The organism is Rhizobium sp. BK619 (genome assembly GCF_014195245.1).
Lineage (GTDB): Bacteria > Pseudomonadota > Alphaproteobacteria > Rhizobiales > Rhizobiaceae > Rhizobium > Rhizobium acidisoli.
In genome coordinates, this window is sequence record NZ_JACIBH010000010.1 from 278,300 (window position 1) to 293,453 (window position 15,154).

General features: G+C 62.3%; 12 protein-coding genes. 3 read left to right on the forward strand and 9 right to left on the reverse strand.

The window, feature by feature from the left end; genetic code table 11:
- Window position 1 precedes the first annotated feature (1 nt).
- Window positions 2-844 (forward strand): anti-sigma factor, encoded by an 843-nt coding sequence (locus FHX14_RS20700; protein ID WP_097626650.1) that lies wholly within the window; start codon window positions 2-4, stop codon window positions 842-844.
- Between the two features lie 335 nt (window positions 845-1,179).
- Here FHX14_RS20700 and leuA read toward each other — a convergent pair whose 3' ends face one another.
- The 3 genes from leuA to FHX14_RS20715 form a co-directional block, all read right to left on the reverse strand.
- Window positions 1,180-2,913, reverse strand: coding sequence for a 2-isopropylmalate synthase (gene leuA / locus FHX14_RS20705; protein WP_003593014.1), 1,734 nt, complete (start codon window positions 2,911-2,913; stop codon window positions 1,180-1,182).
- A 429-nt stretch (window positions 2,914-3,342) separates the two neighbouring features.
- A complete protein-coding gene (locus tag FHX14_RS20710; RefSeq protein WP_184378425.1) occupies window positions 3,343-4,572 on the reverse strand; it encodes a benzoate/H(+) symporter BenE family transporter in 1,230 nt (409 codons plus the stop codon).
- A gap of 134 nt (window positions 4,573-4,706) precedes the next feature.
- The gene (locus tag FHX14_RS20715; RefSeq protein WP_003593011.1) at window positions 4,707-5,291 is read right to left on the reverse strand and encodes an ATP-dependent Clp protease proteolytic subunit; all 585 of its coding nucleotides are present in this window, start codon (window positions 5,289-5,291) and stop codon (window positions 4,707-4,709) included.
- 279 nt (window positions 5,292-5,570) lie between these two features.
- Between FHX14_RS20715 and FHX14_RS20720 the strand changes: the two genes are divergently transcribed.
- Window positions 5,571-6,338, forward strand: a complete 768-nt coding sequence (locus FHX14_RS20720) for a DUF2076 domain-containing protein (RefSeq protein WP_184378427.1) — start codon at window positions 5,571-5,573, stop codon at window positions 6,336-6,338.
- A gap of 125 nt (window positions 6,339-6,463) precedes the next feature.
- On the opposite strand, the gene queF is transcribed toward FHX14_RS20720, so the two are convergent.
- The 6 genes from queF to FHX14_RS20750 all read right to left on the reverse strand — a co-directional run bounded on the left by queF (window position 6,464) and on the right by FHX14_RS20750 (window position 13,855).
- The gene (gene queF, locus FHX14_RS20725) at window positions 6,464-6,928 is read right to left on the reverse strand and encodes a preQ(1) synthase (protein ID WP_184378430.1); all 465 of its coding nucleotides are present in this window, start codon (window positions 6,926-6,928) and stop codon (window positions 6,464-6,466) included.
- Window positions 6,928-7,842 carry a CDF family cation efflux transporter EmfA gene (gene emfA / locus FHX14_RS20730; RefSeq protein ID WP_184378432.1) on the reverse strand — a complete coding sequence of 305 codons (915 nt, stop codon included), beginning with the start codon at window positions 7,840-7,842 and terminating at the stop codon, window positions 6,928-6,930. Before emfA ends, queF begins: the two co-directional genes overlap by 1 nt.
- Window positions 7,843-8,050: 208 nt before the next feature.
- On the reverse strand, window positions 8,051-8,722 hold the full coding sequence (locus FHX14_RS20735; protein WP_179611727.1) for a DUF2161 family putative PD-(D/E)XK-type phosphodiesterase: 672 nt from the start codon (window positions 8,720-8,722) through the stop codon (window positions 8,051-8,053).
- Window positions 8,723-8,737: 15 nt separating this feature from the next.
- On the reverse strand, window positions 8,738-8,977 hold the full coding sequence (locus FHX14_RS20740; RefSeq protein ID WP_003561395.1) for a hypothetical protein: 240 nt from the start codon (window positions 8,975-8,977) through the stop codon (window positions 8,738-8,740).
- Window positions 8,978-9,144: 167 nt separating this feature from the next.
- On the reverse strand, window positions 9,145-11,334 hold the full coding sequence (locus tag FHX14_RS20745; protein ID WP_184378433.1) for an anthranilate synthase: 2,190 nt from the start codon (window positions 11,332-11,334) through the stop codon (window positions 9,145-9,147).
- Between the two features lie 268 nt (window positions 11,335-11,602).
- The gene (locus tag FHX14_RS20750) at window positions 11,603-13,855 is read right to left on the reverse strand and encodes a TonB-dependent hemoglobin/transferrin/lactoferrin family receptor (protein WP_184378435.1); all 2,253 of its coding nucleotides are present in this window, start codon (window positions 13,853-13,855) and stop codon (window positions 11,603-11,605) included.
- A gap of 254 nt (window positions 13,856-14,109) precedes the next feature.
- Between FHX14_RS20750 and FHX14_RS20755 the strand changes: the two genes are divergently transcribed.
- Entirely contained in the window at window positions 14,110-15,102 is a 993-nt protein-coding gene (locus FHX14_RS20755; RefSeq protein WP_184378462.1) for an extensin family protein, read from the forward strand.
- Window positions 15,103-15,154: the final 52 nt, after the last annotated feature.

Consider the following 15,154-nt stretch of genomic DNA (forward strand, 5'->3'; position numbering starts at 1 on the left):
ATTGCTCGATCTTAGGAAATTGCCGCTCGAAGCCCAACTTACCGCCCTTCTCGATGGCGAGGTCTCGCCCGAACAGCGCCACGAACTGGAACAGCGCCTGGCAACCGACGAGAATGCGCGACGGCTGCACGAGAAGCTGCGCCATGGCGCCGATTTCGGCCGCCGCCGTCTCGACGACATCCTGAAGGAGCCGGTGCCGCTCGCCCTCGTCCGCTCGATCAAGAGCACGCAGCCGCCGAAGACGCCGATCGCCCAGCGCGCCACGCGCCCGCCGGTGAAACTGGCGCCCAGCGGCCCGCAGGCGCTGGCCGCCGCGCTTATTCTCTTCGCCGTCGGTTGCGGTATCGGCTATTTCGTCGGCACCAGCCCGGATGCCGACGAAATCGCCACAACGACCTCCGCGACGGCGCCGGCCAATACCAGCGACTGGCTGGGCGACGTCACCGCCTATCAGCGCCTGCTGATCCGCCAGCCCCGTCATCTCGTCGAAGTGCCTGCCTCTCAGGCCGAGGAAATCTCCAGCTGGCTGACGACCGCGATCGGCGTGCCCTTCCGCGTGCCTGATCTCAGCGCCGAAGCCTGGACCTTCCAGGGCGCGCGCGTCATCCTCGGCGACAGCCGCCCTGTCGGCCAGCTCGTCTATTCCAACGCCGACGGCGACGTCATCTCCATCTGCTTCCGCAAGGACGCGCAGCCACCGGAGACCGACGACTTCAAGGAAACCATCAAGGACGAGATCGGTCTCGTGACATGGCACAATGCCGGCACGTCCTACGTGCTTGCCGGCCCTTCCGCCGAAGCGGCGCTCGGCCAGCTCGCCATGAAAATCGCCACAGCGATTTGATGGCCGCCAGCGGCTGAGGCGGCACCATGGCAAAATCGACTATCAGCGCCGGCCGCCCCCTCATCCGACCCTGCGGGCCACCTTCTCCCCGCTGGGGAGAAGAGGGAGCAAGTGGTGGCCTACCGCCGTTCGGCACCCCCTTGCGGATGAGAGGAAGCGAGACGTTGCGGCATATCTCTTCTCCCCAGCGGGGAGAAGGTGCCGGCAGGCGGATGAGGGGGCCGCTCGGCACGTCTTTCATTGCTTTCGCGTGCGCTCAGCGCAGACGCAACGAAGTCAACCTAATCGCCAGACCGCGTCGTACCAAGACGATCGCGGCCTGAAACGTTTTGGAATCAGGCCTTGCCGGCCTTCACATCGAGCACGCGGTTGGCCGCCGAGACGATCGCTTCCAGCGATGCCGCGACGATGTTGGTATTGATGCCGGCGCCGAAGAGCTTGCCGCCGGGATAGGAGGTCTCGACGTAGGAGATCGCCGCCGCGTTCGAGCCGTGCTGCAGAGAATGCTCGGAATAATCCTCGACCGACATCTCGATGCCGAGATAGTGCGACAGCGCATTGATGAAGCCGTCGATCGGGCCGTTGCCGCGGCCTTCGATGCGCTTGATCTCGCCATTGTCGGTAATCTCGGCCGCCACGATCCGCTGGCCCTTGTGCTCGGTGTCGGGATAGGTGTGATGATCGACGAACCTCAGGCGCGCATCGGGCTGCGTCACGTAGCGCTCGATGAAACGGTCGTAAATGCGCCGCGATGGAAGCTCCTTGCCCTCGACGTCGGTAATGCGCTGGATATCCTCGCGGAATTCCACCTGCAGATTACGCGGCAGGTTCAGCCCGTAATCCTGCTGCAGGATATAGGCGATTCCGCCCTTGCCGGACTGCGAATTGATGCGGATGATCGCCTCATAGGAACGGCCGACATCGCGCGGATCAATCGGCAGGTACGGCACTTCCCAGACGGGGTGGTTGGCGACCTGGGCCGCCTTCATACCCTTGTTGATCGCATCCTGATGCGAGCCGGAGAAGGCCGTGTAGACCAACTCGCCGACGTAGGGATGACGCTCGCCGATCGCCATCTGGTTGGAATATTCGAACACTTCCTTGATGCGCTCGATGTTCGAGCAGTCGATCTCGGGATCGACCCCTTGCGTGAACATGTTCAGCGCCATCGTCACCATGTCGACATTGCCGGTGCGCTCGCCATTGCCGAAGAGCGTGCCTTCGACACGATCGGCGCCTGCCAGCAGCGCCAATTCGGCAGCGGCGATGCCGGTACCGCGGTCGTTATGCGGGTGCAGGGAGATGATCAGGTTCTCGCGATTGTCGAGATTGCGGCACATCCACTCGATCTGGTCGGCATAGACGTTCGGCGTCGCCATCTCGACGGTGGACGGCAGGTTGATGATCAGCTTGTTGTCGGGCGTCGGCTTGACCACCTCGATGACGCCATTGCAGATTTCCAGCGCCACTTCGAGTTCCGTGCCGGTAAAACTCTCGGGCGAATATTCGAAACGGTAGCCGCCGCCTGCCTTGACGGCCATGTCGGTAATCATTTTGGCGGCATCGACGGCGATCTGCTTGATCCCCTGCACATCCTTGGCGAAGACGACGCGGCGCTGCAGCTCGCTGGTCGAGTTGTAAAAATGCACGATCGGCCGGTTTGCGCCTTCCAGTGCTTCGAAGGTGCGGGTGATGAGTTCCGGGCGGCATTGCACCAGCACCTGCAGGGAGACGTCGGCGGGCACGTTGCCCTCTTCCACGCACCAGCGGGCGAAATCGAAATCGGTCTGCGAAGCTGAGGGGAAACCAATCTCGATTTCCTTGAAGCCCATCTCCAGCAGCAGCTGGAACATCCGCGCCTTGCGGTCGTGGCCCATCGGGTCGACCAGCGCCTGGTTGCCGTCGCGCAGGTCGACCGAGCACCAGACCGGCGCCTTGGTGATGGTCTTCGTCGGCCAGGTGCGGTCGGGAATGTTTACCTGCGGATAGGCCCGGTATTTCACCGCAGCGTCAGGCATGCCTTTTGCGGAGGCCGTTTTTCCCTCGGAGAATTGCGTCTTTGCGTTCATCGTATCGTCTCCTCGTCCCGGCATTTGCCCCGCTCTTAGCCGATCATCTCAGGCTTGGCGATATACAAATGCGGACCTTTGTCGGTCGTTAGGTCAATTTTGAAAATGAGTCGCGAGGAGCAATCGCCGGGCGGGCTTTCGGCCGCCGGGCGCTCCTCAAAGGACCCGGCAACCGCGCGTAAGGCCGAGGAGAAGAAGCGAGGTCAGGGCGCGCGTATTGTCACGCAGGGCGATGCGGCCGCGTGCAATCGTGTCTGAAATTCTGGCGCCAGTGGTCTTCATGGCCGCGCTTATAGCCTTGGGCCGTGAAACTGGCAAGCCCTTGCTCGGGCTTTTGGCCGCCGAAGGCGCAACGCCGTTCCGCTAAAGCTCTTTGTTTTTATGCATGTCGTTATCCCGGAACCGCTGCACACTTCCGGGCGACGGGCATTAGCGCTGCTGGCTTCGGTCCTTCCAAACGCCCACCAGCCGCGACAGCGCCAGCATCAACCCGCCGGCGATCAGCCCCCAGAAGGCGCCGGAAATGCCGCCGAAGGAAACGCCGGAGGCGGTGACGAGGAAGGTGATCGCCGCCGCCTCGCGCGACTCCGGCGCCTGGAAGGCCGACATCGCCGAGGAGGAAAAAGCCCCGACCAGCGCCAGCCCGGCAACCGCCTCGATCAGGATCGGAGGCGCAAGCGCGACGAAAGCCGTCACCGCGCCGGCAAGCAGCCCGAGGATGACATACCCGACGCCGGCGGTCAGTGACGCCCAATAACGCCGCTTCGGATCCGTGTGGGCATCCTGTCCGGCGCACATCGCCGCGGTGATCGCCGCCAGATTGACGGCGTGGCCGCCGAACGGCGCCGACAGCAGCGAGAAGAAGCCGGTGACGGCAAAGAGCGGACCGGGCTTCGGATCGTAGTGGTTGACCTTCAAGACGGCGATGCCCGGAATGTTCTGCGAGGCCATGGTGACGATGAACAGCGGCAGCGCGATCGAGACAAGGCCGGCGAGGCTGAACACCGGCCGGACGATTTCAGCCGCCGGCACTAGCGATCGTTCGAGCGAACTGAGCGCGCCATCCGGAATATCGACGCCGAAGGTGAGCACCAGCACGAAGGCCGCGAGTGCCGCCGGCACCGCCCAGAGCCGTTTGAAGGCGCCAACGGCGATCCAGGCGACGACGATCGGCAGGCCGAGGGCGGGATTGAAGCCGATCGCCTTCACCGGCGCGAAGCAGAGGCCAATCAGCACGCCGGAGAGCATCGCATTGGCAAGCGGCGCCGGAATGGCGGCGACCGCCCGGCCGAGCGGCTTGAACAGCCCGGCGATGACGATCAGCGCGCCACAGATCAGGAATGCTCCGACCGCCGCATTGAAGCCGCCCTCGATCGGTCCGGTGCTTGCCAGCAGCGCGGCACCCGGCGTCGACCAGGCGATGCTGATCGGCAATCGCGTCACCGCACTGAGCACGATCGCGCAGATGCCCATGGAGATCGACAATGCCATCAGCCCCGAAGCCGCCTGCGCATCCGTTGCGCCGACCGCCTCGAGCCCGTGCAGCACGACGGCAAACGAGCTGGCGGAGCCGACGAAGGCGGTCAGCAGCCCCATGAACAAGGCCTGGACGGAAAAATCTTTGAGCATGGCGGAACTCGAGCTGCTGGAATGGCGCATGGAGCATGACGGCTGCCGCCCGCGCAAGTCCGAATTCAGCTCTTTCCGTTCAGCAGCCGCGTCTTCCGGCAGAAACAAAACGCCCTCGCCTGATGCTGCAGACGAGGGCGTTCAAGTGCATTACATGAGAAAACTCAGATATCGGCCTGTGACGTCACGATCCGCGAGACAAGACCATAGTCCTTCGCCTCTTCGGCCGACAGCCAATAGTCGCGATCGGTGTCCTTGGCGATCTTGTCGAGCGGCTGGCCGGTGGCTGCCGCCATGATCTTGTTCAGGCGCTCGTTCATCTTGATGATCTCGCGTGCCTGGATCTCGATGTCGGATGCCATGCCGCGCGTGCCGCCCGAGGGTTGGTGCAGCAGGAAGCGGGTGTTCGGCAGGCACAGGCGCTGCTCTTTCGGAGCGGCGACATAGATCAGCGCACCGGCGGAGGCGACCCAGCCCGTCCCGATCATCCAGACCTTCGGTTTGATGAACTTGATCATGTCATGAATGGAATCGCCGGATTCGACGTGGCCGCCGGGCGAATTCACATAGATGCGGATGTCTTCGTCGCTGGCCGCGGCAAGCGCCACGAGCTGCGAGCAGACCTTCTGCGCCAATTCCTGATTGATCGGTCCGTAGATGAAGATCGAACGCGACTTGAAAAGATTCGCCTCCGTTTCCTTGCCGAGCGGCAGTTCCTTCGTCTTGTCGTCCTGGTCTTCGTCGTTCATTCGAACCTCTTGGAGATGAATTCGGCTTCCCCGCACATAGTGCGACTCAATGCCTAAAACAATGCGGGAAAAACACAAGGCACCGAAGCGATGGAGATATCCTTAAGAAGCCGCGCGCCGTTCTGCAAGCCTTACTGAAATGTAACGGTGAAAGGCTTTGAAAAGCCTGAATCGGTTCCTACCTCAACCTCACGCAGCGATAGCTGCACCGAAAAACCATGGAGCGCTTTACGCGTCCGGTCGGATACGAGAGCGCTCCGGACCAACAGGAGGCAGAACATGTCACCCGAAGAACGCCAATTGCTGACCGCCCTCTTCGACCGCGTGCGCACCGCAGCGGCCCAGCCGCGCGACCGCGACGCCGAGGTCCTGATCGACCAGGCAACGCGCGAACAGCCCTCCGCCACCTATTATCTCGCCCAGGCCGTCATCGTTCAGGAAAAGGGGCTGGAAGCGGCCGCCAACCATATCAAGGAACTCGAAGAGCATGTCCGCCAGCTGGAAGCCGGCGCCAGCGAGCACCGCCAGGCCGAACAGGGCGGCGGCTTCCTGAGCTCGATCTTCGGCAACACCCAGACGCAGCAGCCGGCACCCGTCCCTTCCAATCCCGGTCCCTGGGGTCAGCAGTCCCGCGCCTATGACGATTCCCGCGGCGATGGCCGCCAGCCGCAGCAGCAACAGCCGACCGGCCCCTGGAGCCAGCAGGCCTATGCGCCATCAGCCGGCGGCAGCTTCCTGCGCGGCGCGCTCGGCACGGCCGCCGGCGTTGCCGGCGGCATGTTGCTTGCCAATTCGCTGAGCGGCATCTTCGGCAATCACATGTCCTCGCTCGGTTGGGGCTCGCCCTTCGGCGCCAACCCCTTCGGCAATGCCAGCGCCCCCACCGAGGAAACCGTCATCAACAATTATTATGGCAATGACGACACCAGCCAGGCGTCCGACAATGCGGCTGATAATAACGACAATGATGACGCCGACGTGCAGCAGGCCGATTACGACGACGATTACACCGATGACTCGTCCGGGGGTGATGTGACGGATGTGTGAGGTTTAACGGTTAGAGAAGGGCAGCGGTTGCCGCACCGTTGCCCGGCCCTTCGCTTGGCTCCGGGCGTTCGCCACTGCAATCGATCCACCGGATCGATTGCTGCCGCCTTTGGCGGCACCGTGGCTCACCCACGTCCGCGGTAGGTGGCGACGCCCTGCTCCGGCAGCCATACACCTTCCGGCGGTTTGCCGGTCTGCCAGAACACGTCGATCGGAATGCCGCCGCGCGGATACCAGTAAGCGCCGATCCTCAACCACTTGGGATCGAGCAGCTCGACGATGCGCTTGGCGATGTAGATCGAGCAATCCTCGTGGAAAGCGCCATGGTTGCGGAAGGAATGCAGGAAGAGCTTCAGCGACTTCGATTCCACCAGCCATTCGCCCGGAATGTAATCGATGACGATATGGGCGAAATCCGGCTGTCCAGTCATCGGGCAGAGCGAGGTGAATTCCGGCGCGGTGAAGCGCACGACGTAGTCGGTGCCGGCATGGTTGGACGGCACTTTTTCAAGCACAGCCTGCTCCGGCGACTGCGCGGTTTGGGTTTGCTGGCCCAGCATCGACAGGCTGGAAACATCGGTATTCGGCATCATGCCTCCTTGACGACTTTGACGCGAATGCCATGGGCCTTTTCGCCCTCCGGCTCCACGTGAATGGCTATTTTGGCGCCCTTGTGCACCGCACTGATGGCATCCTCAAGGCGGTCGCATATATCATGCGCCTGCCGTACCGACATAGTGCCGGGCACCACCATGTGAAAATCGATGAAGGTGACGGCGCCGGCCCGCCTGGTCTTCAGGTCGTGCACGCCGATCGAGCCTGCCGCATGGGTGGCGATCGCCTGCTTGATCGCTTCCTCCTCGCGCGGCTCGACGGCCTGGTCCATCAGTCCGCCGATCGATTGCGAGATCACCTTCCAGCCTTGGTAGATGATGTTGACGGCGACCAGAATGGCAAGCACCGGATCGAAGATCGCATAGCCGGTCGCGAGCGCCAGCAGCAGGCCGGCGAGCACGCCGACGGAGGTCACCACATCCGACAGGATATGCTGCCCGTCCGCGGCAAGTGCCGCCGAGCGATGTTTGCGACCGGTCCGGATCAGCAGCCGCGCCCAGACCGCATTGATGACACCAGCCGCGAAATTGATTGCAAGGCCGAGCACCGGCGCATCGAGCATGCGCGGCGCGGCGAGGTAACCGATCGCCTCGTTGACGATCAGGAGTGCGGCGACGACGATCAGTACGCCCTCGGTCACCGCAGACAGATATTCCGCTTTGTGATGGCCGAAGGGATGGTCGTGGTCGGCCGGCTTCTGCGCATAGCGAATGACGAAAAAGGCGATGAAGGCGGCAACGACGTTGACCGTCGATTCGAGCCCGTCCGACAGCAGCGCCACCGACCCGGTGACCCACCAGGCCACCATCTTCAGGCCCATGACGCCGAGCGACAGCGGAATGCCCCACATCGCCAGCGTGCGAACCGTAAGATCGCCGTTGTCACTCATATCGTCCTCCTGCGGTTGCGAATGAATTGCAGGGTCCAAGCCATTGAAATGCAAAACCGCCCACGCGACTATCGCGAAGGCGGTTCAGTTAAGGGTGATATGGGCGATGAAGGAGGAATTGTCAAAGGGGAATGACACTCCGTTCACAGGCGTTGCCATCCTCGATCGCGAACCCGCCAACGGAGTCCGCAGAGGCCGGTCGGGCGGCTCAGGCAGGCGTGTCTGAAGTCACAGGCTGCGGCCAGCGCAAAAGCGCGGCCTGCCCCGCCGGCGTCAGTGCGTAGATGCCCTTTTCGATGCGCTCGAACCATCCGTAGACGTTGTCGCGCAGGATCGGGCCGGCATTGGCCGCAAGCGCCTTCATCTCCCGCGGCCGCTTGAGCCCCTGCTCGAGAGCCGAGGCGCAGAGCAACGCCTGCTGGCGATAAGCGGTCATGATCGGCGCGCGCGAACCGCCGCCGACCGCAGGATCGCCACGGCGCCTCTGGTGCTCGCTGACGAGGCGCGAGCGCCGCTTCGGGTTCGTGCGCGGCATCGGCGAGATCGAACTGACGATGATGCTGACCTCGCCGGCGTCGGAGACGCCCAGCATGCCGATACCGAGCCGCCGGCAGAGATCGCGGTAGCGCCTGTCGGCCTCCCGCCCGCGTCCCTTGGCCGAAACGCGCGCCGCGATCCAGACTTCATCGCTCATCGCCGCACGGTCGACCGCCTGGAGAAGGAGCTCAAGGTTGAAGGAGAGTTTCAGTTCACAGACGACTACGACCGGCGGCTCGCCATCGCTCAAGCCGACGAGATCGCATTTTCCGACCTCACCCTTGACGACATAACCGGCCGCTTCCAGGAAGGCTTTGACCGGCAGATAAAGCGACGTCTCCATGCTGAAACCTGGACCTCAGGCGGCGTTGAGATCGGCAATCTCACCATAGCGCGCCAGCAATCGCGGCGAGGACATGTCGCCGGTTTCCTCGTCGACGATCACCGCATAGGCCGCCACGCCGACGAAGCGCTCAGCCATCGCCGAGGCGATCTTTTCCGCGCTGACGGAGTTGGATGCCTGGCGCATTTCACCGGGCACGAGATTGCCGCGGTTCTTGCGGTAAGGGAGAACGATGAACTTTTCAGCATTGGCCACGGCGGCGGGCTCCGATTGATCGTTCCTGAAATGTTCTGATTTGATTGATAAAGTCAACCCGGCTCTGCCATGCTTGCCCGCGTTCCTTCGCTGCTCGTCGTATCCACGTCGGAATGCACACCTCGCCCGCCCTTCCCGCAAGCAGGAAGGGCAAGGCCGAGTTGCGCTCAGGCAGCCTTGGTCTTCGCCTTGCGGGCCAGATGCGCCACGACATTTTCGATCATCCGCATGCCAGCATCGCCGCCGAGCGTCATGATCGATTCCGGGTGGAACTGCACCGCGGCGATCGGCTCCTTGGCGTGCTCGATGCCCATGATCGTGCCGTCTTCGCTTTCCGCGGTGATGATGAAGTCGCGCGGCAGCGTCGAGGGATCGGCGAAGATCGAGTGGTAGCGGCCGACCGTCACCTCCTTCGACAGGCCGGAGAAGACGATGCCCGGCTCCAGCACGCGGATGCGCGAGGGTTTGCCGTGCATCGGCAGCGCCAGATGGCGCAGTTCCCCGCCATAGGCCTCGGCGAGCGCCTGCAGGCCGAGGCAGACGCCGAAGATCGGCAGGTTGCGCGCCCGCGCTTTCTTAATCGTCGCCTTGCAGTCGAAATCCTTGGGCGTTCCAGGCCCGGGCGACAGCACGACGAGGTCCGGGTTCAGCCGGTCGAAGATTTCCTCCGGCACCGGCGTGCGCACGGTCGAAACGCTCGCCCCCGTCTGGCGGAAATAATTGGCAAGCGTGTGGACGAAGCTGTCCTCATGGTCGACGAGCAGGATGTTAACGCCCTTGCCGACGCTTGCGACATCGCGCTGGGTCTTGCCGGAATTGCCGGTCTTGGCGTCGCGGATGGCGGAAAGCATGGCAGAGGCCTTCAATTCGGTTTCGGCTTCTTCTTCTTCAGGAATGGAATCGTTGAGCAGCGTCGCCCCGGCGCGCACCTCGGCGATACCGTCCTTGATGCGCACGGTGCGCAGCGTCAGGCCGGTGTTCATGTCGCCGTTGAAGCCGACCATGCCGATCGCTCCACCATACCATGCGCGCGGGCTCTTTTCACGGCTCTCGATAAAGCGCATCGCCCAGAGCTTCGGGGCACCGGTGACGGTCACGGCCCAGGCATGGCTCAAGAACCCGTCGAAGGCGTCCATATCGTCGCGCAGCCGGCCCTCGATATGGTCGACCGTGTGGATGAGGCGCGAATACATCTCGATCTGCCGGCGGCCGATCACCTTGACCGAGCCAGGCTCGCAGACGCGGCTCTTGTCGTTGCGGTCGACGTCGGAGCACATGGTCAGCTCGGATTCGTCCTTCTTGGAATTCAAGAGCTTCAGGATCTGCTCGCTGTCGGCGATCGGGTCGTCACCGCGCTTGATCGTGCCCGAGATCGGGCAGGTCTCGATCCGGCGGCCGGAAACGCGCACGAACATCTCGGGCGAGGCACCGACCAGATATTCCTGATGGCCGAGATTGATGAAGAAGGAATAGGGCGACGGATTGATCGCCTTCAGCCGCTTGGAAATGTCGGAAGGCTTGCTTTCGCAGCGCTCCATGAATTTCTGCCCGGGCACGACTTCGAAGAGATCACCCTTGCGGAAACTTTCCTTCGCCTTGACGACGAGATCGGCATATTCGCCCGGCCGGTGATCGCTCTTCGGCGGAATGGCATCCGTGTGCTTGAAAGGCTCCGGCGCGATGTCTTGCGCCTTGCCCTCGGTCGTCACGCCACCCTTTTCGAAATCGTAACGGTCGATCCAGGCCTTGGCGGCATAGTTGTCGACGACGAGGATTTCGTCCGGCAGGTAGAGCACCATGTCGCGCTGGTCGAAGGGTCGCGTCAGCTTCAGATCGATTGCATCGAACTGGAAGGCGATGTCATAGCCGAAGGCGCCGTAAAGCCCGATGCTCGCATCCGCCTGCGAATAGAAGAGGTCGGTGACGGCACGCAGCACGGTAAAGACCGTCGGCATCTTCGAGCGCTCTTCCTCGGTGAACACCCGATCCGGCGCTTTGACCGAGAGGTCGAGTCGGCGGGCGGACGAAGCCCCGAGCACGAGGTCGGACACCGTTTTCAGCCGCTCGGTCACGAAGCCGAGAAGCACCTCGCCGCGTTCGTTATAGGCCTCGATCCAGACGTTGCGCCCGAAGGAGGAGATGCCGAGCGGCGGATCGACGACCGCGGTATCCCAGCGCGTATAGCGGCCCGGATATTCGTAGTTCGACGAAAACACCGCGCCGCGGCGCTCATCGAGCTTGTCGATATAGGAAGAGACCGCGTCGCCGTAGGGGATCGCACGCCGCTGCCGCGTGACCGATATCCCGCCCTTGGTCTCGTAGATTTCCGCACCATCATCCCGCAGGATCGTTACCATAGTTCCACTCCGTTATCGGGGCCCGGACGACAGGCGGCGATAAATAAAAAAGCCGCCTCGAAGTTTCGGGCGGCTCACTCGTCGTCGTCTTTGGACACGATTGGTCGAGGCCGCCTCAGCGAGCCCACCACCAAACAGCAATGTTCAAGGACTTGGTCATGGAAAAATTGTTAGCCTGAGATCAGCCGCCGCGCAAGAGGTGATTGCGCGAATGAAAGGGGCGGCCCGAAAGCCGCCCCTGCCCCAGCCTTGAAGGCGTGATCAGTAATCAGAAGGTCTTGGTGAGCGAGACCTTGAAGGTACGGCCAGGCTCGGAATACCAATCGCGCGGCTGCGATGCCGTCGAGACAAGATTGACATCGCGCACGGCGAGCGCATTGAAATATTCCTGGTCGAAGATGTTGTAAATGCCGGCCTGCACGCGCAAGCCCGGCACCTGTTCCGGCGTCCACCAGCCGGTCAAGTCGACGATCGCATAGCCGGGCGCATCGAAGGTCGTATCGGCGGTCGAGCCGACGGTGTTGAGATGGTCGGTGAGCATGCCCGCGGCAAGCGTCGAGGAAAGGTCGAAGCCGAAAGTCTCGTTGCTCCAGCCGCCGCCGACGATCGCCTTGAAGGGCGCCACCGAGCGCAGGCGCTGGGCGGTTTCCTCGTTCCTGCCGTAGGCATAGGCAAGTGCGGCGTGCAGGTTGATGCCGTTATTGAACGTCTTGTCGGCGCTGGCTTCGACACCCGAGATCGTCACACTGCTGACGTTGGTATAGTTGAACTCCATGATGCCGGTGGAGGCGTTGACGCTTGTCACAGTTTCGATGAAGTTGTGATACCGGTTGTGGAACATCGCCAGGCGACCGTTGAAATCGCCTGTGTCGAAATTGGCGCCCATTTCGACACCGTAGCCGGTCTCGGGCTTCAGGTCGGGATTGCCGAGCTGGGCATAATTGCCGCCCGCATTGTAGAAGCGGCTATAGAGTTCGTCGACAGTCGGGGCGCGGAAGGCCGACGACAGCTGGGTGTAGAGCTGCACATCGGGTGTCAGTTCGTAGGTGGCGAGCGCCTTCGGCGAAGCATGCTGATCGCTGCGGTCAGACAGCGCACCGAATTTTGCAAGCGCGGGGTTGCTGGCGAAACCGCCGCCGGTCGACGGATCATAGCTGAACCAGTCGAAACGGATGCCCGGCGTCAGCGCAAAATTCGTATCGCCGAACTCGATTTTGTCTTCGATCGACAGGCCGATCGTCTTGCTGTCGACGTCTGGCACTTCCGACTGGTTGTTGAGCGAAGGGCACGTCGTCGGCGTCGGGCAAAGCGCCGAGCTGTACTGGTTCCAGCCTGACGTCGTCGCTTCGAGCGTTGCCTTTACCGAATGGCGGACATTCGAATATTCGAAGTCCTTGGTAACCGTGCCGTTGAAGCCCCAGGTCTTATTTTCGATCTCGTTGTTGCGGCCGTAGGCGACATTCGCCGATGTGCGTCCCCTACTGCCCGACTCCTTCTTCAGATCCTGCCAATAGAGAACAGCCCGGGCGCTGGTGAAGAACGCGTCTGAAGACTGCGCTTCGTAGTCGTAATCGAGAGACACACGGTCGCGGTCGCGCAGTTCGCGACCATTATAATTGTCGGTCAGGAAGGTACGGGGGGCAGCGCCCTGGAGCTCGCGCAGGTCGGTCTTGAGATCGCGGCGGAACCGTTCCGCTGTCAAGCCGATGCGATGGCCGCCTTCCAACTCCTGGCGCAGTTTGAAGAGCAGGTTGTTCTGATCGAAGTCAGCCGGATTCGCCTCGGTGCGAAGAGCACCGTAGCTGTCGTTGTCGCCCATATTGTCGCGTTCATGGCCTTTGCGGTAGCCGCCCTGGAACAGGATCGAGGTGCCGCCGATCTTCTTGGCAGCGGCGGCTGAGCCGGAAAGACTCCTGTCTTCGCTGTCATAGGTTGACTTGACGATTGCACCCCAGTCGCGGCCTTCAGGAATGAGATCCTCAGGCTCCAACGTATTGAGAACGATGGCGCCGCCGAGCATGCCTGAACCGCCCTTGCTCGAATCCGCGCCGCGCACGATATCGAGTGAAGATAGCGAATCGAAATCGAAGGTATCGCCGCCGCCATTGGCGTTGGCAGGCGCAAAAGCGCCCTGGCGCGAGCTGTTCGAAATATAAGGGATCGGAATTCCGTCGATGGCGGTCAGGATGCGAGCACCGGAAAGGCCGCGCAGGTTGAAGCCTGCATCGCCACGCGAATAGTTCACGCCCGCATCGACGCTACGGCCGATATCGTCGTAATTGGTGACCTGCTTCTCTTCCAGTTGCTTCTGGGTGATTTCCGTCGCAAGCGGCGTATCGGCGACGCTGCCCGGCGCCACGCGTTTGCCCTTGACAACGATCTTCTGCAGGACGGTGCTGTCGTCCGTCGTCGCTTGCGGCGTGGTTGTCGCAGCGCTTTGCGCGAAAGACTGTGAAACAGGAAGAACAACTGCGGCTGCCGTGCAGACCAATAGAATCGAGCGCCAATACCGGACGATCATAACCTACCCTCTAAATGATGATTACCGGGCTGGCTGGTCGTGGCGCGTCGAACGCTCGAGGGGCTGGCTGGGCTTTTGCGGATGAAGGCGATGCAGAATTCCGCCTTCTTTTTGCCGCATAAAAAACATGAGAAGTTTTGTCAACATAAACGGGCGAATTATGTTGAATAAATCTATCAAGTTTTAACGATCTTTCCTGACGTTGCGCAATTGCAACGAAAACCGCGATAATGCGTTACCCCTACGCAATCGACATGACGGAAACGGATGCGTTGAGAAAACTTTCGAGACTGGCGATCCTTCTCGCCGCAGCCACCTTTCTTGCCGGTGCCCGCCTGCCTCCGCACGGACCCCTGCCCCAACCTCGACCGGACGCTGCCGCTACGACCAGCCCTAATCCGCTCCCCGATAAGGCTGAACCGCCGGCACCGGATGATGTGCCGGCACCTCAGCCAAAACCTGATGTGAAGGAGCCGGAGACGCCGGCACCAGACCAGCCATCGGCGCCGCCCACCGAACCGAAAAAACCCGAATCGGCCAAACCCGAGCCGGCAAAGCCCTCGCCGGCGGAACCGATGCAGGGCCCGCCGCTCCCGCCGGGCCAAGGCCAGCAGACGCCGGAGGAAGATAACAAGCCACCTGCCGAGCAGACCCTCGAAGAGCAGCATCTGACGATCGAACCGGAAAGCGATGCCGAGCACGCCGAATGCACCGCTGCGCTCAAGGCTTTGGGCGTCGTCTTCAAGGATGTCCCGCGTATCGACGACGGCAACGGCTGCGGTATCGACAAGCCGATCATCGTTTCCGAAGCCTTGCCTGGCATCACGCTGAAGCCGGAGGCGACGGTCCGCTGCCCGGCCGCACTCGCCCTTGCCCGCTGGATGAAGGAGAGCGTTATTCCGGCAGCCTCTGCCGCTCTGCCGGAGCAGGGCCGCCTCACGACCGTCAACCAGGCAACCTCCTATATGTGCCGCCTGCGCAACAGCGCCGGCACGGGCAAGATCTCCGAACATGCCCGTGGCAATGCCATCGACATCGCAAGCTTCCATTTCGAGAAAGGCGAAGATGTCGCCGTCCGCTCCCGCCGCGAGGACCCGACGTCGACCGGCGCCTTCCAACGCACCGTCAGCGCCGCCGGCTGCCTCTATTTCACCACCGTCCTCGACCCCGAAAGCGACGCCGCCCACGAAACCCATTTCCACCTCGACGTGATCGAAAGGAAAGGCGGCTATCGCTACTGCCACTGATCATTCAATGGCCGTGAATCGGGTTGGCCAGCCAACAGAGCGCTGCCCCTCA